Consider the following 22,346-nt stretch of genomic DNA (forward strand, 5'->3'; position numbering starts at 1 on the left):
TTCCGATCACTCCCCTGTAGTTAATCAGCACATCGTTCAACGTTGACCTATTCCATAGTGCTTCAACTTATTGGCCACCGTTGTATGGGAAATACCCAGTCGCTTGCCTAATAACCGGCTGCTCGGGTGTGCTGCATATAACTGTTCAAGTACTGCTTTCTCGAATCGCCCGACAATATCTTCCAATCCGCCTTCCAGAGAAAAGTCGCCCAAGGGTTGGCGCACGCCGTAATCCGGCAGGCGAATATGTTCGGCGTTCACTCGTTTGCCGTCGCACAACGAAACTGCCTGAAACAGGACGTTCTCCAACTGCCGGACATTGCCGGGCCAGTGGTATTGGCTGAGGCGTTCCATGGCCGCGGGCGCCAGCCGAGGCAAGGTGCAGCCGATCTGCCGACTGGCCTGATCGAGAAAATGCTCCACCAGCGGCGCGAGACCGTCCATGCACTCGCGCAGGGGCGGAATGTGCAAGGACAACACGTTAAGCCGGTGGTAGAGGTCCTGGCGGAATTCACCCCGGGCGCAGAGTTCGGACAAGTCCACTTGCGTCGCGCAGATGATGCGCACATCGAGATACACCTCTTCGTCGCTGCCTACCCGTCGAAAGCAACCTTCCTGCAGATAGCGCAGCAGTTTCGCCTGCAACCGCGCGCTCATTTCCGCGACGCCGTCGAGAAACAACGTGCCGCCCGAGGTCAATTCGAGCAGCCCCAACTTGCCTTCGGCGCGCGCACCTTCAAACGCACCGGGGCCGTAGCCGAACAGCTCGGTCTCGGCCATGGACTCGGAAAACCCCGCGCAGTTGAGCGCCATCATCGGCGACTGACCGCGCGGGCTGGCGAGATGACAAGCCCGCGCCAGCAATTCCTTGCCGGTGCCGGTTTCGCCTTCGATCAGCAACGGCGCATCCAGCGGGGCCATGCGCCGGGCCTCCCGAACCACCGCCGCCATCACCTTCGAACTCTGAAAAATGCTGTCGAAACCGCGCAACTCCTGCTTGCGCACATTATAGATGTGCTCGCCGACCCGGTCGGCGCGGTGCAATGTCAGCACGGCGCCCGCCATGGCTTCGCTGTCTTCGTGCTCGGATTGCAGGGGCGCGATGTCCGCGAGAAAAATGTCGCCCTTTACTTTCACGCGCAGGCCATTGATGCGCGAGCGGTTGGCGCGCACCAGCTGCGGCAGGTCGAAATCCTCGGCGTAACGGGACAGCGGGATGCCCGGCACCTCATCGACCCGCACGCCCAGCAACTGCGCCGCAGCGCGATTGGCCGCAACGATGGAGCCGCCCATGTCGATAGAGAGCACGGGAAACTCAAGGGCGCCAAGCAAGGCATTGAGCTCCATATGCCGACGTTCGCTGGGCATTAATCCCACACGCTTGACGCCGAATACCCCGGCTATGGTCTCGAATTTCGGCACCAGCGCCTGGAACTGCAGATTGATCAGGTTCGGGCAACGCAGATAGATGGCATCGCCATGCTCACCTCCCACTTCGCCACCGGAGACGTTCACGCCGTAGGCCACCAGCAGCTCAAGGATGTCGCGCAGGATGCCAACGCGGTTCTGACAATGGACTTTGATACGCATGGAGAGCTCGCGGACGTGGCATCGATTTCAGGTTCGTTCAAGTTTATCGTCAAGAATACGTTACAGCGCAAGGGCCGGAGGCGACCGCGCGGCAATTACATGCGAGCCTATCCATGGGATCGTCACGTTTTCTTTACGAATTGTCGTAGCGTTCCAGGCAAATCGAGCGAAAGCCCCGCGTCCGGAAGCGCCAAATCAGCTATCAATAAGGCCCATCAGGTTCATCCCTATATCGCATTGCTCCATATAAGAAAAAACCATCAGGAGAGCCCCATGAGTACGCAGTACGTCGCACGCGAACCGGACGCCACCGGTTTCATTGATTACTCCGACGCCGAACACAGAATCTGGAACACCCTCATCACCCGCCAGCTCAAGGTGGTCGAAGGCCGCGCGTGTCAGGAGTATCTGGATGGCATCGAGCAGCTCGCCCTGCCCCACGACCGTATTCCGCAGCTCGGCGAAATCAACCGCGTGCTGGGGGAAACCACGGGTTGGCAAGTCGAGCGCGTGCCGGCGCTGATCCCTTTTCAAACCTTCTTCGAGTTGCTGGCGAGCAAGCGATTTCCGGTCGCCACGTTCATTCGCAGCGAAGAAGAACTCGACTACCTGCAAGAGCCCGACATCTTTCACGAGGTTTTCGGACACTGCCCGTTGCTGACCAACCCGTGGTTTGCAGAATTTACCCACACCTACGGCAAGCTCGGTCTGGCAGCCAGCAAAGAGCAGCGCGTGTATCTTGCCCGCCTCTACTGGATGACCATCGAATTCGGCCTGGTCGACACGCCCCAAGGGCGCAAGATCTACGGCGGCGGCATCCTCTCTTCGCCCAAGGAAACCGTTTACAGCGTGTCATCGACCCCTGAACATCAGCCCTTCGACCCGATTGAAGCCATGCGCACGCCCTATCGCATCGACATTCTGCAGCCGGTGTATTTTGTACTGCCAGACCTCAAGCGCCTGTTCGACCTCGCCCATGAAGACATCATGGGCATGGCGCGCACGGCGGCTGAACGGGGCCTGCACGCACCAAAATTTCCCTCAAAAACGAAAGCCGCCTAAAACAAAGGCTGCCTGAACAAGCAGCCCGAACCCGATCAAGGAATTTGCCAATGACCGCTCTCAATCAAGCCCAGTGCGAAGCCTGCCGCGCCGACGCCCCGCAAGTCAGTGACGCCGAGCTGCCGGATTTGCTCAAGCAGATCCCGGACTGGAACATCGAAGTGCGTGACAGCGTCATGCAACTGGAAAAAGTCTTCCTGTTCAAGAATTTCAAATTTGCGCTGGCGTTTACCAACGCTGTCGGCGAAATTGCCGAGGCCGAAGGTCACCACCCGGGTCTGCTGACCGAATGGGGCAAAGTGACCGTGACCTGGTGGAGCCACTCCATCAAAGGGCTGCACCGCAACGATTTCATCATGGCCTCCCGCACAGACGAGGTGGCCAAAAGCGCCGAGGGCCGTAAGTAAAATGCATTTCTCACAGATTCAGCGCGTACCGGACGATCCCATCCTGGGCCTGATTCAGGCCTACGCCAAAGACCCGAATCCGAACAAGTTCGACCTGGGCGTGGGCGTCTATAAAGATGCGCAGGGCCTGACCACCATCCCTCGCGCGGTGAAAATCGCCGAGCAGCGACTGGTCGACTCGCAGCCCACCAAGAGTTACATCGGTGGCCATGGCGAACCGCGTTTCGGCACGCTGATCTGTGAGCTGGTCATGGGCGCCGATTCGCCGCTGATCGCCAGCAAACGCGTCGGCGCCACCCAAACACCCGGCGGTACCGGCGCGCTGCGGTTGAGCGCAGACTTCATTGCCCATTGCCTGCCGGGCAAGGGCATCTGGCTGAGCGATCCGACCTGGCCGATTCACGAAACCATCTATGCGGCGGCGGGCCTGAAGGTCAGTCACTACCCCTACGTGGGCCGCGACAATCAGCTCAACGTGCCGGCCATGCTGGAGACGTTGAAAACCATTCCCGAGGGCGACGTTGTCCTGCTGCACGCGTGCTGTCACAACCCGACCGGGTTTGACCTGTCCCGTGATGACTGGCACGCGGTGCTGGAAATCGTCAAGCAACGCAACCTGCTGCCGCTGATCGACTTCGCCTACCAGGGTTTTGGCGACGGTCTCGAGGAGGACGCCTGGGCGGTTCGCCTGTTTGCCGGCGAGCTGCCTGAGCTGCTGATCACCAGTTCCTGCTCGAAAAACTTCGGTCTGTACCGCGAGCGCACCGGCGCCTTGCTCGTCTGTGCTGACACCACAGAGAAGCTGATGGACGTGCGCAGTCAGCTGTCGGCGACGGCCCGTAATCTGTGGTCGAACCCGCCGGATCATGGCGCCGCCGTGGTGGCCGAAATTTTGGGCGATCCTGAATTGAAGGCCCTGTGGGCTGGAGAGGTTGAGGAGATGCGCTGCCGCATTGCGCAACTTCGGGTCGGGCTGGTCGAGGCACTCACGCCGCTGGGTCTGGGTGAACGTTTCGCCCACATTGGCGTGCAGCGCGGCATGTTTTCCTACACTGGCATGAACGACGACCAGGTCGCGCGTCTGCGAAACGAGCATAGCGTGTACATGGTGGCGGCGGGTCGAGCCAACGTTGCGGGGATTGACGCCACGCGACTGGATGAACTGGCAGCGGCGTTTGCGGCGGTTTGCAAGGACTGAGGCGCTCACCGAGTCGACGCTTTTAAAGGGCCGCGCGCATGTTGCAGGAACCCATCCTCACTACATGACCAGCGGCCCGCATTTAAAAGTCTGATTGTCATTTGTACTGCTGTATCCTCCCTGAGCGTTCTCGGACGCGCTGTTCAATTCAGCCGCAACACACTTGTGAGGAGCGACGATATGCATGAAATCCCGAACTTCCCCTTCCCAAGCCAGAATCAGCAAAGTGCAGCAGCCCGCCAGGAACTCGGTCAGCCGATCGAGATGAAAGCCAGCGGTAAACGCAACGACAGCAGCAAAGCCCAAAGCCCGCGCTAAAGGCCTGTTTAGCCACTGATTTTTCAGCCGCTAAATTTTCAGCCCCTACGGAAGAGCGTCTTCAAGGTGTATTTCCATAAGGGCTGAATCATTCGCGACAGGTTCCACCCCTGCCTGACCCCGAACTCAGATCCACCCATCCGCCACTGCCATGAACCGCCGTGCCTCGCTATCATGTGCCCTCGCGCGGATTCAAGCGTCTACGCTTCAACCCGATTGCCCCCTCGCTATTCTTTTTCCGTCGTAACCGTGGATCTATGCCCATGCCAGACGCTTCGAGCGCTGCCCCTCAACGTCCTATGGCTGTCACGCTGCAGGTTGTTTCCATCGTCCTTTTCACCTTCATCGGCTACCTGAACATCGGTATCCCGCTGGCCGTATTGCCAGGTTATGTGCACACCGACCTTGGCTTCGGCGCGGTCGCTGCCGGGCTGGTGATCAGCGTGCAATACCTCGCGACCCTCCTCAGCCGGCCCTTTGCCGGGCGATTCATCGACACCCGAGGCCCGAAAAAAGCGGTAATCATCGGCCTGTTCGGCTGCGGGTTGAGCGGCGTGTTCATGCTCCTCGCCGACTGGCTCGACGCCTGGCCAATGATCAGCCTGATCAGCCTGTTTGTAGGGCGGCTGGTGCTCGGCAGCGCTGAAAGCCTGGTTGGCTCCGGCTCGATCGGCTGGGGCATCGGCCGCGTCGGCGCTGCCAATACGGCCAAAGTGATTTCATGGAACGGCATCGCCAGCTACGGCGCCCTGGCCATCGGCGCGCCGGTGGGGGTGTTGTTGGTCAATGCGTTGGGGCTGTGGAGCATGGGCGTCAGCATCATGCTGTTGGCGGCGCTGGGGATTTCCCTGGCCTGGAAGAAAACCCCGGCGCCGCTGGTGCATGGCGAGCGCTTGCCCTTCCTGCACGTGCTGGGCCGCGTGCTGCCCCACGGCACCGGGCTGGCGCTGGGGTCAATCGGCTTCGGCACCATCGCAACGTTTATCACGCTGTATTACGCCAGCCACACCTGGCCAAATGCGGTGTTGTGCCTGAGCCTGTTCGGCGCCTGCTTCATCGGTGCACGCCTGCTGTTCGGCAACCTGATCAATCGCATCGGCGGCTTCCGCGTGGCGATTGCCTGCCTGTCGGTGGAGACGTTGGGCTTGCTGCTGCTGTGGCTGGCGCCCAACCCGAATCTGGCGTTGGCCGGTGCGGCGCTGACCGGCTTCGGCTTCTCGCTGGTGTTCCCGGCACTGGGCGTCGAAGCGGTGAACCTGGTGCCGCCGGCCAGTCGCGGTGCGGCGGTGGGGGCTTATTCGCTTTTCATCGACCTGTCACTGGGAATCACCGGGCCGGTGGCGGGCGCCGTGGCGGCTGGTTTTGGCTTCGCGTCGATCTTCCTGTTTGCCGCGCTGGCGTCACTGAGCGGCCTCGGGCTAAGCGTGTATCTCTACAAGCACGCGAAAAGGACGCGAGACAAGCCGGTCGCCAGCTGATCCCGCAAGCGACACTCAAAAATCGACCTTGCCCCGCCCTGCCTTGATCGACCCGCGCTTGGTTTTCGATTCCAGCCGGCGGGTCTTCGAGCCCAGGGTCGGCTTGGTCGGCCGGCGCTTCTTCTCCACCTTCCCCGCACTGATGATCAGCTCGCTCAGGCGTTCCAACGCATCGGCACGGTTCTGCTCCTGCGTCCGGTATTGCTGCGCCTTGATCACCAGCACGCCGTCGCTGGTGATGCGGCTGTCACGCAGCGCCAGCAGGCGTTCCTTGTAGAACGGCGGCAGCGACGAGGCGTTGATGTCGAAGCGCAGGTGCATGGCGCTGGACACCTTGTTGACGTTCTGACCACCCGCACCCTGGGCACGGATGGCGGTCAGCTCGACGTCGCTGTCCGGCAGATGGATGTTGTTGGAGATGATCAGCATGGCAATCCAGTTCCTGGTCGAAGCCGCCGCGACGTCACCGGCGGCTCTCGCCTTATTTGATGATCGACGTCCGCTGGGCCATTGACTCACTGTTGGCCCGGCGCTTGTTCTTGATCACGTAAAACACCCACATCGCCGCCAGCCAGATCGGGATCGCGTACACCGAAATCCGGATACCGGGGATCATCAGCATGATGACCAGAATCAGCACCACAAACGCCAGACAGACGTAGTTGCCGTACGGGTACCACAGCGCCTTGAACAGCGGCTGCTGGCCGACCCGGGTCAGGTGCTGGCGGAACTTGAGGTGCGAATAGCTGATCATCGCCCAGTTTATGACCAGAGTGGCGACCACCAGGGACATCAGCAGCTCAAGGGCGTTTTGCGGCATCAGGTAGTTGAGCAGCACGGCAATCAGCGTCACCGCCGCCGACACCAGAATCGCTCGCACCGGAACACCCCGGCCATCGACCCGCGCCAGTGACTGCGGCGCATCGCCTTGCTCGGCCATGCCGAACAGCATGCGCGCGTTGCAATAGGTGCCGCTGTTGTAGACCGACAAGGCCGCCGTCAGCACGACGAAGTTGAGAATATGCGCCGCCGTCGTGCTGCCCAGCATCGAGAACACATGCACGAACGGGCTGCCGCTGTAGGCATCGCCGGACGCATTGAGGTCAATCAGCAAGGCGTCCCACGGCGTCAGCGACAGCAGCACCACCAGCGAGCCGATGTAGAAAATCAGAATCCGATAAATGACCTGATTGATCGCCTTGGGAATGATGGTCCGCGGCTGGTCCGCCTCGGCTGCGGTGAAGCCAAGCATTTCCAGCCCGCCGAACGAGAACATGATGAACGCCAGCGCCATGACCAGCCCGCTCACGCCATGGGGGAAAAACCCGCCCCGATCCCACAGGTTGCTGACCGACGCTTGTGGGCCACCCTCGCCGCTGACCAGCAGATAGCTGCCCAGGGCGATCATCCCGAGAATCGCCACCACCTTGATGATCGCGAACCAGAATTCAGCCTCGCCGAAGACTTTTACGTTGGCCAGGTTGATGACGTTGATCATCACGAAGAACACGGCCGCCGAGGCCCATGCCGGGACTTCCGGCCACCAGTACTGGATGTATTTGCCGACGGCGGTCAGTTCGGACATGCCCACCAGAATGTAGAGGACCCAGCAGTTCCAGCCCGACAGAAAGCCGGCAAAACCGCCCCAGTAATTGTGGGCGAAATGGCTGAACGACCCGGCCACCGGCTCTTCGACGATCATCTCGCCGAGCTGTCGCATGATCATGAAAGCAATGAAGCCGCAGACGGCGTAGCCAAGGATCATCGACGGGCCTGCGGACTTCAGCACCCCTGCCGAGCCCAGAAACAGGCCGGTGCCGATCGCGCCGCCGAGGGCGATCAGCTGGATGTGACGGTTCTTCAGACCACGCTTCAAGTCACCCGAATGGGACATGTTTTCACTCATTGGCAAACCACCTTGGCGCGCTTGTCTGTGACGGAATCGAACCCGACGCGCTCATGACGCGGCGGAGGGAAACGGAGTGGGTAACCCCGAGGGGTTGGCGTCCATACGCCGGTGGATCACAGAAAAAACGGGCGCGCATTGTACACCGCTCACATGGCGTTTGGCGGCGAAGAATTCCCGGCTGAAGCCGGTCCCACCTAATTCGACCGGTGCTTTTGTAGGACCGGCTTCAGCCGGGAAGCTGTTCTATACCAACCTCCGACACAATTCTGTCGCAAAAATAATTCTCCGAAATCGAAAGCTCCCTAACGTTGTTTTCGCTGAAAGTTTCAATAAGTCCGGCGAAATGCCAGCATTTGCCGGTCGATTTTTATTTTGCAACAGTCTGACTATTGCACTAGTTTTTTCAGTGCTTGCTGGCCACGAAGGTCAGTGTGCTTCCATGACGAGGACCCAGGGCTCAGGCCTTTCGTCCTCGCTGCATTCGGCAAGTACGTCATTCTCAGGAGATTCACCTATGCAAACAGTTGAACTGGCTCTGGAAGAAGAACTGCAATTGGACGATTGGTTTGAAGCACCGACTCATGATGCCGCTGTGGAGATGATGCAGGCTGACGCTGTGGTGCCGTTTGGCACCGCGATGTGGCCGTTCTAAAACAGCTGAAGGGCGAACGTGGCTAACGCGTTCGCCCTCTTGTTTCGAGCATCCGGATGCGGAGCGCACTATGGATAACAGCAGCGCAATCGAACATTTCCTCTACTACCTGCAACACCATCCCGCCGTCACCGGCATTCACACCCCCCACGTCTTACTGGCACACACCGCGGAATACCGCCGTCTCATCGAGGGCATCGCCGAGAGCTCGACGGCGCGGGATGTCTTCCGGTTCAGCACATTGCCGCTGGACACTACCCCGGTCGGCGAGCTATCAGAGGCCATCACCGACTCCGATCTCTTCGTCCTGTTCTACGATTCCTCAACGCTGCCCAATCCCCGCGCCGAGGGACCGCCGTTCATTCGTCAGCTGCAAGAGGTGATGTCGGCGCAGTGGAAAAAGTCTTTGCTGTTCAAAGATTACGGCGATTATTTCTACGACACGTTCAGCGTTGAGCCCGAGCGCATCGCGCAGTTGAATGCGGCGTTGATCGACACCATGAATGAAGGCGAGACCCTCAGCTTCAGCGACGATCACGGCTCGTACTTCGAGGCGCCGCTGCGCGAATTGAAGAAGTGGACCAACATCAACGGCGTCGGTAATTACGACCTGGCACCGGGTGAGATCGCCACCCACAGCGAATCCATCAACGGTCATGTGCGGTTCCTCGGGACGTTCCTCAGCACCATCCCCTTCGCGCGCAAGTACGGGATCATCGAGTCGCCACTGGAATTGTGGATCGAGAACTCCACCATCACCCGCATTGCCACCGACGTGCCGGGGCTGGAGCACGACTTCAATAAATACCTGGACGCCAACCCCTCGAACCGGCGCATCGAGGAACTGGGGATCGGCACCAACGAAGGTGTCAGCCAGCTGTACGCGCGCAATGCAGGGTTCGAAGAGCGCCATTGCGGACTGCATCTGGGTCTGGGTGGCGGTGCCAAAGGCAGCCACCACATGGACCTGATTTTCAACAGCGGCTCACTGGCCGTGGACAAGCGCGTGGTGTTCGACGGGACTGCCTACGTCGTCTGACTCCCAAGCGCGCATAAAAAAACGCCAGTCTCTCGACTGGCATTTTTTGTACTTCAGACCGCGATTACTGCTTCACAAGGCCATTACTCGGGCTTGCGACGACCAAAGCCCGGGCGCTGACCAGTGCCGCTTGGCGGGCCGCGGCGTTTGCCGGACGGGGTCTTGTCGTCCACCAGACCGATGCCGGGACGCGAAGGCTTCGGCTTGGCGGGACGCTTGTTCATGTCGCTCGGGCGTTCCGCGACCGGCGTGCCGCGACCGTTTTCGCTACGCGCGCTGTCGCCACGTGGATTGCCGCCACGGGCAGTGTCGCCACGACCACCGATAGCCGGACGCGGGGTGCGCGCCGGACGACCGTTTTCCGCAGGCTTGCGCGCCGGGCGCTCGCCATCCGCCAGACGTGGCTCACGGGCCGGACGGTCCGAAGACACTGCATCTTTGGCCGGACGAACCTGACGCACACGTTCGCCTTTGCCCAACGGACGGGAAGACTGGCGCTGCAAACGCTCCAGCTTGTCTTTGGTCTTGGCGGTCATCTGCGGCATCGCGACCGGCGTCAGGCCGACCTCGGCGCTGAGGATGTCGACTTCCTGCTGACTCATTTCGCGCCAGCGACCCATCGGCAGGTCGGAATTGAGGAACACCGGACCGAAACGCACGCGCTTCAGACGGCTGACCACCAAACCCTGGGATTCCCACAACCGACGAACTTCGCGGTTGCGGCCTTCCATGACCACGCAGTGGTACCAGTGGTTGAAGCCTTCGCCACCCGGCGCCTGCTGAATGTCGGTGAAACGCGCCGGACCGTCTTCCAGCACCACGCCAGCCTTCAGGCGCGCCAGCATGTCGTCGTCGACTTCGCCACGGACGCGCACGGCGTACTCGCGGTCCATTTCGAACGAAGGGTGCATCAGGCGGTTGGCCAGTTCACCGTCGGTGGTGAACATCAGCAACCCGGTGGTGTTGATGTCCAGACGACCGATGTTGATCCAGCGGCCTTCTTTCGGACGCGGCAGGCGATCAAACACGGTCGGACGGCCTTCAGGGTCGTCACGGGTGCAGATTTCACCGTCCGGCTTGTTGTACATGACGACGCGGCGAACGGTTTCGGCGGCTTCTTCGCGGCGGATCACGCGACCGTCGACCGTAATGGCGTCGTGCAGGTCGACGCGCTGACCCAGAGTGGCCTGAACGCCGTTGACCTTGATGCGGCCTTCGCCAATCCAGGCTTCAACGTCGCGACGGGAACCGACGCCGATGCGCGCCAGGACCTTCTGCAGTTTTTCGCCTGCTGGGCCGATCTCTTTATCTTGCTTGTCTTGTTCACTCATCTGGGCACCTCCCGGTGTGTCGAATCAGGGCATGCGCGAGTGGGCATGGCCTGTGGCCCGGCTCTCTGGACGAAAGCGGCTCCGGATCAGAACAGCTCTGAGGCGGAACGGGCGGAAAACTGAAATCCCTGGCGCGTGTGGATCGCCAAAAGGTCGCGAATCATACGCGCCTGACGCGCGTTGCGCATCAGAGACTAGATGAAAAATTCAGGCTGACTTCTTTTTCCGCCGACTGGCGCCCTTGAGCTTGATCAGCCGCAGCGCCGATTCGGCGAGCACCGAGCGCTTTTCGTCCTTCTCCATCTTCTTCCAGGATTTGATCTCGCGCTTGCTGCGACCACAGCCCAGGCAAATATCATCGTCGAATTTGCAGAGGCTGATGCAGGGATTCTTGGTGCTCATGGGTTCGCCTGAATGAGGAATTGGGCGCTGCGCATCGTCCTGCCACAGCGTTCGTCACCGCGGATCTTCATCGTCCTGCGGCGGTTCTTCCAATTCAGACTCTTTATCGGCCTCATCGAGCAATAAATCGTCGAAGTCGATTTTCAGGCCCTGCTCCATGGTATCCAGCTCGGCCAACAAGCTGCGGAAACTGGTCTCATCCCGGGGCGCCTCAGGCTCTGCGTCAGCATCGAGTGGCAGGCTGGCATCGGCCAACGCCTGCAAGTGCGCGGGCACAGGTGCGTCGTCGAATTCAAGCACCGGCTCGGTTTCCATTTCGCGCAGGTCGGCCAGTGGCGGCAGTTCGTCGAGGTTTTTCAGGTTGAAGTGATCAAGAAAGGCTTTGGTGGTGGCGAACATCGCGGGTTTGCCGGGCACGTCGCGGTAGCCGACGATCCTGATCCATTCGCGCTCCATCAGGGTCTTGACGATGTTGGTGTTGACCGCGACGCCACGCACGTCCTCGATCTCGCCCCGGGTGATCGGCTGGCGATAGGCGATCAGCGCCATGGTTTCCAGGAGGGCGCGCGAATAACGCTGCGGGCGTTCTTCCCACAGACGCCCGACCCAGGGCGCAAACTTCTCGCGGATCTGCAAGCGATAGCCGGTGGCGACTTCTTTCAGCTCAAAGGCGCGGTTGTCGCAGGACTTGCCCAGCAACGTCAGCGCCTTTTTGAACACCGGCGGTTCGGGCCGCTCGCCCTCTTCGAAGAGCTCGTAGAGACGCTCCAGGGACTGCGGTTTTCCGGAGGCGAGCAGAAACGCTTCGAGCAACGGCGCCAGATCGCGGGGTTCATTCAGGTTCATTGATCAGCTCTTGCTCTTTATTCGGCTCGCGCCCGCACATGAATAACGGCGAAGGCTTCGTTTTGCACCAGCTCCACCAGTTGCTCCTTGACCAGTTCCAGCACCGCCATGAACGTCACCACCACGCCCAGCCGCCCCTCTTCTGCCGTGAACAGCTCGGCGAAGGGCACGAAACCCGCGCCTTTCAAGCGCTCCAGCACATCACTCATGCGCTCGCGGGTGGACAGCGCTTCGCGGCTGACCTGGTGACTTTCGAACATGTCGCCACGGCGCAGCACGTCGGCCATCGACATCAACAGCTCTTCGAGGGCGACGTCCGGCAACAACTTGCGCACCCGCGCTTCGGGCGCCTCCAGCCGGGGCACCAGTACATCGCGGCCCACGCGGGACAGTTGATCGATGCCTTCTGCCGCTGCCTTGAACCGCTCGTACTGCTGCAAGCGACGGATCAGTTCGGCGCGGGGATCGCCCTCTTCCTCCTCGGCCATTTCCGAGCGCGGCAGCAACATGCGCGATTTGATCTCGGCGAGCATGGCCGCCATCACCAGATACTCGGCGGCGAGTTCCAGGCGCACGGTTTTCATCAGCTCGACATAGCCCATGTACTGGCGGGTGATTTCCGCCACGGGGATGTCGAGGATGTTGATGTTCTGTTTGCGAATCAGGTAAAGGAGCAGGTCCAGCGGGCCCTCGAAAGCTTCGAGGAACACTTCCAGCGCATCCGGCGGGATGTACAGGTCGACCGGCATCTGTGTGACGGCCTGACCGTAGACCATGGCAAACGGCAGCTCTTGCTGGGCGTTGGCCTGCGGGTCGGGCTGAGCGCCGGTCTGAACATCCAGCGTTTGCGCCTCGGTCACTCGACTTCGACCCCGAACGGCGTCGGATCGCCGCAACCCACACGCACCACCTGGGGCTCGCCATCGGTCAGGTTGACCACGGTCGAGGCCGAGATGCCGCCCTCGCCGGCGTCGATGATCAGGTCCACCTGATGCTCGAGAATCCCGCGCATCTCGTAAGGGTCACTCATCGGAATGGTCTCGCCCGGCATGATCAGGCTGACGCTCATCAGCGGCTCACCCAGTTCCTGCAACAGCGCCTGCGCGATGGGATGACCCGGCACGCGCAGGCCAATGGTGCGCCGCTTGGGGTGCAGGACCAGACGCGGTACGTCACGTGTGGCGCCGAGAATGAAGGTGTACGGCCCCGGCGTGTGCGCCTTGAGCACGCGAAACGCCGCCGTGTCGACCTTGGCGAACAATCCCAGCTGGGACAGATCGCTGCACATCAGCGTGAAATTGTGTTTGTCATCGAGTTGACGCAGGCGACGGATGCGCTCGACGGCCGTCTTGTCGCCCATCTGGCAACCCAATGCGTAGGACGAATCGGTGGGATAAACCACCAGACCGCCCGCCCGGATGATTTCCACGGCCTGCTTGATCAGGCGCGCTTGCGGGTTTTCCGGGTGGACCTGGAAAAATTGACTCACGGTAATTTCCTGTTCAGACGGCAGTAGGCTGGTCATGTTTGAACCGACACCAAAGGGGCGGCAGGTCTTCGGGCAATGGGCGATAAACGCCGATTTCAGACCATGCGCCTGGGGCATGAAAATCACTGCCGGCACTGACCAGCAGACCGAACTCACGGGCCAGAATCGCCAGACTGCCGACCTGATCGGCAGGCTGCAGGCCGTTGACCACTTCTATGGCGTGGCCGCCGGCCTGAATGAAGTCAGCGACCAGCTTGCGACGCTTGCTGCGGGTGAAATCGTAATGCGAAGGGTGCGCGAGGCTGACCCACGCCCCGGCGGCGCGCAGGGTCGCCACCGTTTGCTCAAGGGTCGGCCAGTGTTGCTTGACGTCGCCCAGCTTGCCCGCACCGAGCCATTTGCGGAACGCTTCGGCGCGGTCCTTGACGAACCCCTGGTTGACCAGAAAGTCGGCAAAGTGCGGCCGGGCCGGCGCATTACCGCTGTCGCCCAGCGCCTGCTGCACCGCACGCGCACCTTCGAGCGCGCCGGGCATACCTTTCATCGCCAACTTGCGGCTTATTTCTTCGGCCCGCAACCAGCGGCCGGTGTGCAATTGCTCGATCGCCTCACGCAATTGCGGGGCGTCCACATCGAACCCATAGCCCAGCACATGGATGGTGGCACCGCCCCAGGTGCAGGACAATTCGATGCCGTCGATCAGCTGCATACCCAGCGCAAGCGCCGCAGCACGGGCCTCGGCGAGGCCTTCGAGGGTGTCGTGGTCGGTGAGTGCGAGGACTTTCACGCCGTGCTCGTGGGCACGCGCGACGAGTACCGCGGGCGCAAGGGCGCCATCGGAAGCGGTGCTGTGGCAGTGCAGATCGACGTTCATAGGGGCGCTTTCGCAGTCATTGATGTTTGTTATTATGCCGTCACATCCAGCTTCTGGCTCTTACTGTGAAACAATTCATCGACTTCATCCCGCTCATCCTGTTCTTCATCGTTTACAAAATCAGCCCGCAAGCCGTCGATGTCCTTGGCCACAGCTTCATGGTAGGCGGGATTTACAGCGCCACCGCGATGCTGATCGCCAGTTCCCTCGTGGTTTACGGCGTCCTCTATGTCCGTCAGGGCAAACTGGAAAAAAGTCAGTGGCTGACGCTGATTGCCTGCCTCGTGTTCGGTAGCCTGACCCTGGCGTTCCACAGCGAAACCTTCCTCAAGTGGAAAGCCCCGGTGGTGAACTGGGTCTTCGCGCTGATCTTCGCCGGCAGTCACTTCATCGGCGATCGTCTGTTGATTCAACGCATCATGGGCCACGCGCTGACCCTGCCGCAGGCGGTCTGGACCAAACTGAACATCGCCTGGATCGTGTTCTTCCTGTTCTGCGGCGCGGCCAATCTCTATGTGGCGTTTACCTATCAAGAATTCTGGGTCGACTTCAAGGTGTTCGGCAGCCTGGGCATGACCCTGCTGTTCCTGGTCGGCCAGGGCATCTACCTGGCTCGCCACATCCATGACACCGATCCGTCAACCCAGCCAACAAACAAAAAAAGAGAGGACTGACATGCTTTATGCAATCGTGGCAACCGACGTCGCCAACTCGCTGGAAAAACGCCTGGCCGCGCGCCCTGCGCACCTTGAGCGCCTGAACGCAATGAAGGCCGAAGGGCGCATCGTCCTCGCCGGCCCGATGCCTGCGGTAGACAGCGTCGACCCGGGCACTGCAGGGTTTACCGGCAGCCTGATCGTCGCCGAATTCGAGTCCCTCAAGGACGCCCAGGCCTGGGCTGAGGCGGATCCCTATGTGGCAGCGGGTGTCTACGCTGACGTGATCGTCAAACCGTTCAAGCAAGTCCTGCCCTGAAACGTCTGTCAGGCGCCCGGCTCTGTACACCGGGCCGGACCGCCTTCACCCGCCCTCTGAAGTTCACCCTACGCACTGCCCTGCCGATAAGTTGCTAGAACCAAAGGCTTTGACTGCGGCTCAAAGAGGCACGGGCGGTCATGCCTTGTGGGTATTGACCGAACAATAATGGTTTGTCACGAGGGGTCACGCAGCCAGGGTGGCCCTCCAGTGCGGTATCTTTGCCAGCGGCCGGCGTCGACGTCGTCGGCAATGGCTAAATGAGTGAGTCATGAGCGAGCTGTTACTTATTGATGATGACCAGGAGCTGTGTGAGCTCCTGAGCAGTTGGTTGAGTCAGGAAGGGTTCGCAGTGCGTGCCTGCCACGATGGCCAGAGCGCGCGCAAAGCGCTTGCCGAATCCGCACCCGCTGCGGTGGTGCTGGACGTGATGCTCCCCGACGGCAGCGGTCTGGAAGTGCTCAAACAATTGCGCACCGATCACCCCGACCTTCCCGTGCTGATGCTCTCGGCGCGCGGCGAACCGCTGGACCGCATTCTGGGTCTGGAGCTGGGCGCCGATGATTATCTGGCCAAGCCCTGCGATCCTCGCGAACTGACAGCGCGTCTGCGCGCGGTGCTGCGCCGTAGCCATCCGACGGCGGTATCGTCGCAAATCGAACTGGGTGATCTGTGCTTCAGTCCCGCACGGGGCGTGGTCACGATTGACGAGCAGGAATTCACCCTGACGGTCTCCGAAGCGCGTCTGCTTGAGGCCTTGCTCGGCCAGCCCGGTGAACCGCTGGAAAAGCAGGAGCTGGCGCAACTGGCCCTGGGCCGCAAACTGACCCTCTACGACCGCAGCCTTGATATGCACGTCAGCAACCTGCGCAAGAAGATCGGCCCCCACGCCGACGGCCGCCCGCGCATCGTTGCCCTGCGCAGCCGCGGGTATTATTACAGCCTCTGACGAGGCAGCTGCAAGCTGCAAGCTGCAAGCAACAGCGACAGCACAAGCAACAGCATCGGCAGCGACGCCGGACTGCTTTTTGGCTTGAAGCTTGTGGCTTGCCGCTTACAGCTGGGCGCGCACTCGGTAGCAGGCACACTACGTCAACACGCCAGCGCGCCCCCTTTACCCAAGCTTTACCGACGCCTGACCTCGCTTGACCTTGATCTCCCTAAACTGGCCTCAACCGGCACAGAGCCGAAATCGAGACAAGGAGATTCACCATGCGCAAGACTTTGATGGCTTTGATGTTCGCCGCAGCCCTGCCTACCGTTGCAATGGCCATGCCTCCAGAAGCTGGCCCTATGGGCGGCCCTGGCGGTCCTGGCTTTGACGGCCCTGGCATGCATCATCGCCACGGCCCGATGGAAAGACTCAACCTGACCCCGGAACAACGTCAGCAAGTCGACCAGATGATGGGCGATCAGTGGCGCGGCCGCTCAGAGATCACCCAGAAGTACCTGGCCAAGCTGTCGCCCGCCGACCAGAAGGCAATGATGGATGAACAGGAAGCTGCCCGGGCCAAAACCCAGTCCGGCATCCGCGCCCTGCTGACGCCAGAGCAACAGAAGACCTTCGACCAGATCCAGAAGGATGAAGCCCAGCGCCGTGCGGATCGCGCCGAGTTCGAAGCGTGGAAAGCGCAGAAAGCGCAAAAAACCCAGTAACTGCCTGCTGGCGCGGCATTACACTTCCCCCAACCCGACACGCTCCCCGGCGTGTCGGGTTTTCTTTTTGACACACTGGGTCGAGGGCAGCACGTGCGTTCATTGTTCTGGAGAATCCTGGCGAGCTTCTGGCTTGCGATCGCGTTGGTAGCGGGCCTGTCGATCCTGATGGGCCATGTCCTCAATCAGGACGCCTGGATTCTCAGCCGTCATCCCGGCCTGCACAACTTGCCGCAGAAGTGGGTCGAGTTGTACGAGGACAAAGGCGAGAAATCCGCCCAGGATTATCTGCAAGACCTCAAGCGCAAATACCACATCGATGTTCAGGTGCTCAACGACAGCGGCGAAGCGGTGATTCCCGGCACCTTCCCGCCCCGCGCGGCGGCTTTTGAAGAGCGGCAGAATGACGACACACGACCACTGCCGTGGCGGCGACTGACCTCCGAATACACCAGTGAAAAAACCGGTGAAACCTACCTGCTGATTTACCGGATCCCACATCCGGAGCTGGACGCGTGGCACCGCGACAGTCTGGTCTGGCCGCTGAGCGCGCTGGGCATCGCGCTGGTGGTGCTGACGTTGTTCAGCCTGATGGTGACGCTGTCGATCACCCGCCCGCTAAGCCGTCTGCGCGGCGCGGTGCATGACCTCGGCCAGACCACCTACCAGCAAAACAGCCTGGCGCAACTGGCCAACCGCCGTGATGAATTTGGCGTGCTGGCGAACGACTTCAACCGCATGGGTGCCCGCCTGCAAAGTCAGATCAGCAGCCAGCGCCAGCTGCTTCGCGACGTTTCCCATGAACTGCGCTCTCCCCTGGCGCGGCTGCGGATTGCCCTGGCCCTCGCCGAACGCGCAGAACCGGTGGAGCGCGACAAGCTGTGGCCGCGCCTGACCCGTGAGTGCGACCGGCTGGAAGAGTTGATCAGCGAAATTCTGGCGCTGGCACGACTGGACGCCGACATGGGCAGCGCCACGGCGGTGGATGTGTCGGGACTTTTGCATCATCTGCAGGCCGAGACGGAGATGGGCGGCGGCGAGCAGACGGTTTCGGTGTCGGTGCAGCCAGGGGTGCAGTTGCAGGGCTGGCCAAGCGTGCTGGAACGGGCGCTGGATAACCTGCTGCGCAACGCGCTGCGCTTCAATCCGGTGGGTCAGCCGATCGAGTTGAGCGCAACCCTTGAGGGGGATGAATGGCGGCTCACCGTGCGGGACCATGGCCCCGGCGCCAATCCGGAGCATCTGGCGCAGTTGGGCGAGCCGTTCTATCGCGCGCCCAACCAGACTGCGCCGGGCTACGGGCTCGGCCTGGCCATTGCCAAACGCGCCGCCGAGAAGCACGGCGGAACGCTGGTGCTGGGCAATCACCCGCAGGGCGGATTCGTGGCCAGCATCGTCGTGCCGCGCGAGTTAACCGCTTTGCACGGTTGATTCCCTGTTCGCAGCCGCTCCCGCTGAATGGGTGCGGTGACTGGTAGGACCGGCTTCAGCCGGGAAGAGGCCTGTCTGTACACCTCAGTTTTGCGGTGTAACGCTTAATGCCTTCCCGGCTAAAGCCAGTCCTACAGATCGGGGCCGGCGCTTATAGCGGGATGAAACCAGTTTGTTACCCCTCCCACGCGCTCACAAAACCAGCAACCTCCGGCTTCGCGGGTTCACGCGGCGGATTTTGCGGCGTGCCGAGGTACAGAAAGCCGACGACTTCTTCTTCGGCTGTCAGCCCCAGCCCTTCGGCGACGTGGCGGGAGTAGGACAAATCCCCCGAGCGCCAGACCGCGCCAATGCCCATCGCATAAGCGGCCAGGAGGATGCCGTGGGCAGCGCACCCTGCGGTGATCACTTGTTCCTTTTTCGGCACTTTGAAGTGGTCAGTCAACTTGGCGATGACCACGACCACCAAGGGCGCGCGCAACGGTCCGTTACGGGCCTTGTCCAGCGCTTTGGCCTCAACATCGCCGCCTTTGTCGATCAATGCCTGGGCCAGCAGTTCGCCCATGCGGTTGCGTGCGTCGCCTTCGACGGTCAGAAATCGATAAGGCCGCAAGACGCCATGGTCAGGCGCGCGCAGGGCTGCGCCGAAGAGGATCTCGCGTTGCTCGGCGTCCGGGGCGGGTTCGATCAAGCGGGGCACGGACACGCGATTAAGCAATACGTCGAGCGCTTCCATTAAGTCGTCTCCAGGAAAAATGACGGGCCATTGTAGTGCCCTCGGTGCAGTCTTGAACTTCAATAACGATTAACCGGGGCAATTACTTACAACACTCTCGGAAATGCCTCGGTTTACACCAACGGGCTCGCGAGTAGAATGGCCGCCCTCTCACTACCTGATCAGAGCGACTGCATGGCGTTGCCGACTCTCCGCATCATCGGTTTCATTATCGGCATCTTCCTGATTACCCTGGCCATCGCCATGGTCGTGCCGATGATCACCCTGATGATCTTCCACCGCACCGCCGACATGCCGTCGTTTCTGTGGTCGAGCCTGATTACCTTCGTGTCCGGGCTGGCGCTGGTGGGCCAGGGCCGACCTGAACACGTACACCTGCGGCCCCGGGACATGTACCTGCTGACGGTCAGCAGCTGGGTCATCGTCTGCATCTTCGCGGCGCTGCCGTTTCTGCTCACCCAACACATCAGCTACACCGACTCCTTCTTCGAAAGCATGTCCGGCATCACCGCGACGGGCTCCACCGTGCTCAGCGGCCTAGACACCATGTCCCCCGGCATCCTGATCTGGCGATCGCTGCTGCACTGGCTCGGCGGCATCGGCTTCATCGGCATGGCCGTGGCGATTCTCCCGCTGCTGCGCATCGGCGGTATGCGCCTGTTTCAGACCGAGTCGTCGGACCGTTCCGAAAAAGTCATGCCGCGTTCGCACATGGTCGCCAAATTCATCGTGCTTGTTTACCTCGGCATCACCGTGCTGGGCACGCTGGCGTTCTGGTGGGCGGGCATGAGCCTGTTCGACGCCATCAATCACGCGATGTCGGCGATATCGACCGGAGGGTTCTCCACCTCGGATCAGTCACTGGCGAAATGGCCGCAGCCCGCCGTGCATTGGGTGGCCATCGTGGTGATGATCCTCGGCGCCCTGCCGTTCACCCTCTATGTGGCGACGCTGCGGGGCAATCGCGGGGCGCTGCTCAAGGATCAACAGGTGCAGGGTTTTCTCGTCCTGCTGCTGGTGATGTGGCTGGTGATGACCGCCTGGTACTGGGCGACGACCGATCTGCCGTGGTACGACGCGTTGCGCCATGTCGCACTGAACGTGACCTCGGTGGTGACGACCACTGGTTTCGCCCTGGGGGACTACAGCCTGTGGGGCAACTTCGCGCTGATGCTGTTTTTCTACCTGGGGTTCATCGGGGGATGCTCAGGGTCAACGGCGGGCGGCGTGAAGATCTTCCGCTTTCAGGTCGCCTACATCCTGCTGCGCGCCAACCTGCACCAGCTGATCCACCCGCGCGCGGTGATCAAGCAGAAGTACAACGGTCACCGGCTGGACGACGAGATCGTGCGTTCGATTCTGACCTTCTCGTTTTTCTTCACCTTCACCATCTGCCTGATCGCGCTGATGCTGTCGCTGCTGGGGCTGGACTGGATGACTGCGCTGACGGGCGCCGCCAGCACCGTGTCAGGGGTGGGGCCGGGGCTCGGTGAAACCATCGGGCCGGCGGGTAATTTCTCGACGCTGCCGGATGCCGCCAAGTGGATTCTGTCGCTGGGCATGCTGCTCGGTCGGCTGGAAATCATCACGGTGCTGGTGCTGTGCATACCGGCGTTCTGGCGGCACTAGAACACTGCGGGCCGGGCAACGTCAGCTGCGCAGCCCCGAGAAATGTCGCGGCGGGCAGTGGGGGCTGGACTAAGCTCAACCAATACCCTGCCCGGAGCATAGCCTTGTGGAAACAGTGAAGCGTTTCGACCGATTCGAAGACTTCTATCCGTATTATCTGCACGAACATCGGGACAGCACGTGCCGACGCTTGCATTTCATCGGCACGAGTCTGGTCATCCTGATTCTGGCATTCGCCGTGCTCAGCGCTCACTGGACATTGTTGTGGGTACTGCCCTTGGCGGGCTACACCTTCGCCTGGATCGGCCACTTCTTTTTCGAGAAGAACCGTCCGGCCACGTTCAAGCATCCGCTCTACAGCCTGCTCGGCGATTTCGTCATGTACGCAGACATGCTCAGGGGCAAAGTACCGTTTTGACCGGCACTCGTCGGCGTCGCGCATGACGCCTTGCTGCACCACGGTTTGAGTAAAAGCTGCCTGCTCAGACCGTCTCGCCCACGGGCTGCGCTGTTTCCGGGCTCTTGGCTTTGACGTGGGCATCGGCCAACCGGAACAGCTCGATCGTGCCATCCCAGTGCTCGATCAACGCCGTGCAGGACTCCACCCAGTCGCCGCAGTTGAGGTATTCCACGCCGCCCACCTGACGGATTTCGGCGTGGTGAATGTGCCCGCACACCACCCCGTCCAGACCGCGCTTGACGCACTCATGGGCGATGGCTTCCTCGAAATCGCTGATGAAATTCACCGCAGTCTTGACCTTGTGCTTCAGATACGCCGACAGCGACCAATAGCCGTAGCCGTATTTGGCGCGCCAGTGGTTGAGCCAGCGGTTGAGGGTCAGGGTGAATTCGTAGGCCGAATCGCCAAGAAACGCCAGCCAGCGGTGGTAGCGCGTAATGACGTCGAACTGGTCACCGTGGATCACCAGCAGACGACGACCATCGGCGGTCAGATGCACAGCTTCATCGACCAGTTGGATGTTGCCTAGAATGAGTTTTGAATAGCGGCGCAGGAATTCGTCGTGGTTGCCGGTGACGTAAATGACTTCGGTGCCGCGCTTGCTCATGGTCAGCAGACGGCGGATGACGTTGGTGTGGGCTTGCGGCCAGTACATGCCGCCGCGCATCTTCCAGCCGTCGATGATGTCGCCCACCAGGTACACCTTGTCGGCGTGGTATTGCTTGAGAAATCCGGAGAGGTGTTCGGCCTGGCAGTCGCGGGTTCCCAGATGCACGTCAGAGATCCACAAGGTCCGGACACGTTGTTTACGACTGGGTTTCACGCTCTCGGCAATGCTCATGGACCACCTCCACTTTGGTTTTC

Annotated in this window: 25 protein-coding genes and 1 pseudogene; 15 read left to right on the forward strand and 11 right to left on the reverse strand. The window is 61.0% G+C overall.

Annotated elements, in window-relative coordinates:
* Nucleotides 1–36: 36 nt before the first annotated feature.
* Complete coding sequence (locus IFT99_RS23310; protein WP_065986966.1) at nt 37–1,590, reverse strand: sigma-54-dependent transcriptional regulator; 1,554 nt, start codon at nt 1,588–1,590, stop codon at nt 37–39.
* 273 nt (nt 1,591–1,863) lie between these two features.
* On the opposite strand from IFT99_RS23310, the gene phhA reads away from it, so the two are divergent.
* From phhA to IFT99_RS23335, 5 genes are all read left to right on the forward strand, one after another.
* On the forward strand, nt 1,864–2,652 hold the full coding sequence (gene phhA / locus IFT99_RS23315) for a phenylalanine 4-monooxygenase (RefSeq protein WP_192135436.1): 789 nt from the start codon (nt 1,864–1,866) through the stop codon (nt 2,650–2,652).
* 50 nt (nt 2,653–2,702) lie between these two features.
* Nucleotides 2,703–3,059, forward strand: a complete 357-nt coding sequence (locus IFT99_RS23320; RefSeq protein WP_192135438.1) for a 4a-hydroxytetrahydrobiopterin dehydratase — start codon at nt 2,703–2,705, stop codon at nt 3,057–3,059.
* A gap of 1 nt (nt 3,060) precedes the next feature.
* Complete coding sequence (locus IFT99_RS23325) at nt 3,061–4,257, forward strand: amino acid aminotransferase (protein ID WP_192135440.1); 1,197 nt, start codon at nt 3,061–3,063, stop codon at nt 4,255–4,257.
* A 180-nt stretch (nt 4,258–4,437) separates the two neighbouring features.
* Nucleotides 4,438–4,575 carry a hypothetical protein gene (locus IFT99_RS23330; protein ID WP_166650518.1) on the forward strand — a complete coding sequence of 46 codons (138 nt, stop codon included), beginning with the start codon at nt 4,438–4,440 and terminating at the stop codon, nt 4,573–4,575.
* A 263-nt stretch (nt 4,576–4,838) separates the two neighbouring features.
* Nucleotides 4,839–6,053 carry an MFS transporter gene (locus IFT99_RS23335; protein ID WP_065986958.1) on the forward strand — a complete coding sequence of 405 codons (1,215 nt, stop codon included), beginning with the start codon at nt 4,839–4,841 and terminating at the stop codon, nt 6,051–6,053.
* Nucleotides 6,054–6,068: 15 nt separating this feature from the next.
* Here the strand turns inward: IFT99_RS23335 and arfB are convergent, their stop codons facing one another.
* Both arfB and IFT99_RS23345 read right to left on the reverse strand, forming a co-directional pair.
* Entirely contained in the window at nt 6,069–6,482 is a 414-nt protein-coding gene (gene arfB, locus IFT99_RS23340; protein WP_065986956.1) for an alternative ribosome rescue aminoacyl-tRNA hydrolase ArfB, read from the reverse strand.
* Nucleotides 6,483–6,534: 52 nt separating this feature from the next.
* Entirely contained in the window at nt 6,535–7,959 is a 1,425-nt protein-coding gene (locus IFT99_RS23345) for an amino acid permease (protein WP_065986952.1), read from the reverse strand.
* 517 nt (nt 7,960–8,476) lie between these two features.
* Between IFT99_RS23345 and IFT99_RS23350 the strand changes: the two genes are divergently transcribed.
* Together IFT99_RS23350 and IFT99_RS23355 are read left to right on the forward strand one after the other, a co-directional pair.
* Entirely contained in the window at nt 8,477–8,614 is a 138-nt protein-coding gene (locus tag IFT99_RS23350) for a hypothetical protein (protein WP_163022139.1), read from the forward strand.
* A gap of 70 nt (nt 8,615–8,684) precedes the next feature.
* Nucleotides 8,685–9,653: a leucyl aminopeptidase gene (locus tag IFT99_RS23355; protein WP_192135442.1), complete on the forward strand. Its 969-nt coding sequence runs from the start codon at nt 8,685–8,687 to the stop codon at nt 9,651–9,653.
* Nucleotides 9,654–9,736: 83 nt separating this feature from the next.
* Here the strand turns inward: IFT99_RS23355 and rluB are convergent, their stop codons facing one another.
* The 6 genes from rluB to IFT99_RS23385 all read right to left on the reverse strand — a co-directional run bounded on the left by rluB (nt 9,737) and on the right by IFT99_RS23385 (nt 14,595).
* Nucleotides 9,737–10,984, reverse strand: a complete 1,248-nt coding sequence (gene rluB, locus IFT99_RS23360; RefSeq protein WP_065986948.1) for a 23S rRNA pseudouridine(2605) synthase RluB — start codon at nt 10,982–10,984, stop codon at nt 9,737–9,739.
* 207 nt (nt 10,985–11,191) lie between these two features.
* Nucleotides 11,192–11,386 (reverse strand): DUF1289 domain-containing protein, encoded by a 195-nt coding sequence (locus IFT99_RS23365; RefSeq protein WP_065986946.1) that lies wholly within the window; start codon nt 11,384–11,386, stop codon nt 11,192–11,194.
* A 54-nt stretch (nt 11,387–11,440) separates the two neighbouring features.
* Nucleotides 11,441–12,232 carry an SMC-Scp complex subunit ScpB gene (gene scpB / locus IFT99_RS23370; RefSeq protein WP_065986944.1) on the reverse strand — a complete coding sequence of 264 codons (792 nt, stop codon included), beginning with the start codon at nt 12,230–12,232 and terminating at the stop codon, nt 11,441–11,443.
* A gap of 17 nt (nt 12,233–12,249) precedes the next feature.
* The gene (locus IFT99_RS23375; RefSeq protein WP_163022142.1) at nt 12,250–12,948 is read right to left on the reverse strand and encodes a segregation and condensation protein A; all 699 of its coding nucleotides are present in this window, start codon (nt 12,946–12,948) and stop codon (nt 12,250–12,252) included.
* 140 nt (nt 12,949–13,088) lie between these two features.
* Nucleotides 13,089–13,721 (reverse strand): L-threonylcarbamoyladenylate synthase, encoded by a 633-nt coding sequence (locus IFT99_RS23380; RefSeq protein ID WP_108121457.1) that lies wholly within the window; start codon nt 13,719–13,721, stop codon nt 13,089–13,091.
* Between the two features lie 13 nt (nt 13,722–13,734).
* On the reverse strand, nt 13,735–14,595 hold the full coding sequence (locus IFT99_RS23385) for a PHP domain-containing protein (RefSeq protein WP_192135444.1): 861 nt from the start codon (nt 14,593–14,595) through the stop codon (nt 13,735–13,737).
* A gap of 65 nt (nt 14,596–14,660) precedes the next feature.
* Here IFT99_RS23385 and IFT99_RS23390 point away from each other — a divergent pair, with 65 nt between their 5' ends.
* The 6 genes and pseudogenes from IFT99_RS23390 (at nt 14,661) to IFT99_RS23410 (ending at nt 18,657) form a co-directional block, all read left to right on the forward strand.
* Nucleotides 14,661–15,269, forward strand: a complete 609-nt coding sequence (locus tag IFT99_RS23390; RefSeq protein ID WP_192135445.1) for a septation protein A — start codon at nt 14,661–14,663, stop codon at nt 15,267–15,269.
* Between the two features lies 1 nt (nt 15,270).
* The gene (locus IFT99_RS23395) at nt 15,271–15,570 is read left to right on the forward strand and encodes a YciI family protein (protein ID WP_192135447.1); all 300 of its coding nucleotides are present in this window, start codon (nt 15,271–15,273) and stop codon (nt 15,568–15,570) included.
* Nucleotides 15,571–15,739: 169 nt separating this feature from the next.
* Nucleotides 15,740–15,838: pseudogene (locus IFT99_RS26985) on the forward strand (translation initiation factor 2); the annotation flags it as partial.
* 3 nt (nt 15,839–15,841) lie between these two features.
* Nucleotides 15,842–16,519 carry a response regulator transcription factor gene (locus tag IFT99_RS23400; RefSeq protein WP_065986934.1) on the forward strand — a complete coding sequence of 226 codons (678 nt, stop codon included), beginning with the start codon at nt 15,842–15,844 and terminating at the stop codon, nt 16,517–16,519.
* A 263-nt stretch (nt 16,520–16,782) separates the two neighbouring features.
* Nucleotides 16,783–17,226 (forward strand): Spy/CpxP family protein refolding chaperone, encoded by a 444-nt coding sequence (locus IFT99_RS23405; RefSeq protein ID WP_192135449.1) that lies wholly within the window; start codon nt 16,783–16,785, stop codon nt 17,224–17,226.
* A 93-nt stretch (nt 17,227–17,319) separates the two neighbouring features.
* Nucleotides 17,320–18,657, forward strand: a complete 1,338-nt coding sequence (locus tag IFT99_RS23410) for a sensor histidine kinase (protein WP_192135451.1) — start codon at nt 17,320–17,322, stop codon at nt 18,655–18,657.
* A 175-nt stretch (nt 18,658–18,832) separates the two neighbouring features.
* Here IFT99_RS23410 and IFT99_RS23415 read toward each other — a convergent pair whose 3' ends face one another.
* Entirely contained in the window at nt 18,833–19,393 is a 561-nt protein-coding gene (locus IFT99_RS23415) for an NAD(P)H nitroreductase (protein WP_065986926.1), read from the reverse strand.
* Between the two features lie 174 nt (nt 19,394–19,567).
* Between IFT99_RS23415 and IFT99_RS23420 the strand changes: the two genes are divergently transcribed.
* Together IFT99_RS23420 and IFT99_RS23425 are read left to right on the forward strand one after the other, a co-directional pair.
* Entirely contained in the window at nt 19,568–21,022 is a 1,455-nt protein-coding gene (locus IFT99_RS23420) for a TrkH family potassium uptake protein (protein ID WP_065986924.1), read from the forward strand.
* Nucleotides 21,023–21,128: 106 nt separating this feature from the next.
* Nucleotides 21,129–21,440, forward strand: a complete 312-nt coding sequence (locus tag IFT99_RS23425) for an Mpo1-like protein (protein ID WP_192135453.1) — start codon at nt 21,129–21,131, stop codon at nt 21,438–21,440.
* A gap of 64 nt (nt 21,441–21,504) precedes the next feature.
* Here IFT99_RS23425 and IFT99_RS23430 read toward each other — a convergent pair whose 3' ends face one another.
* Nucleotides 21,505–22,323 carry a UDP-2,3-diacylglucosamine diphosphatase gene (locus IFT99_RS23430; protein WP_065986920.1) on the reverse strand — a complete coding sequence of 273 codons (819 nt, stop codon included), beginning with the start codon at nt 22,321–22,323 and terminating at the stop codon, nt 21,505–21,507.
* Between the last annotated feature and the right edge of the window lie 23 nt (nt 22,324–22,346).

Origin of the sequence: Pseudomonas sp. CFBP 8772 (genome assembly GCF_014841665.1) — a bacterium.
Taxonomy (GTDB): Bacteria; Pseudomonadota; Gammaproteobacteria; order Pseudomonadales; family Pseudomonadaceae; genus Aquipseudomonas; species Aquipseudomonas graminis_B.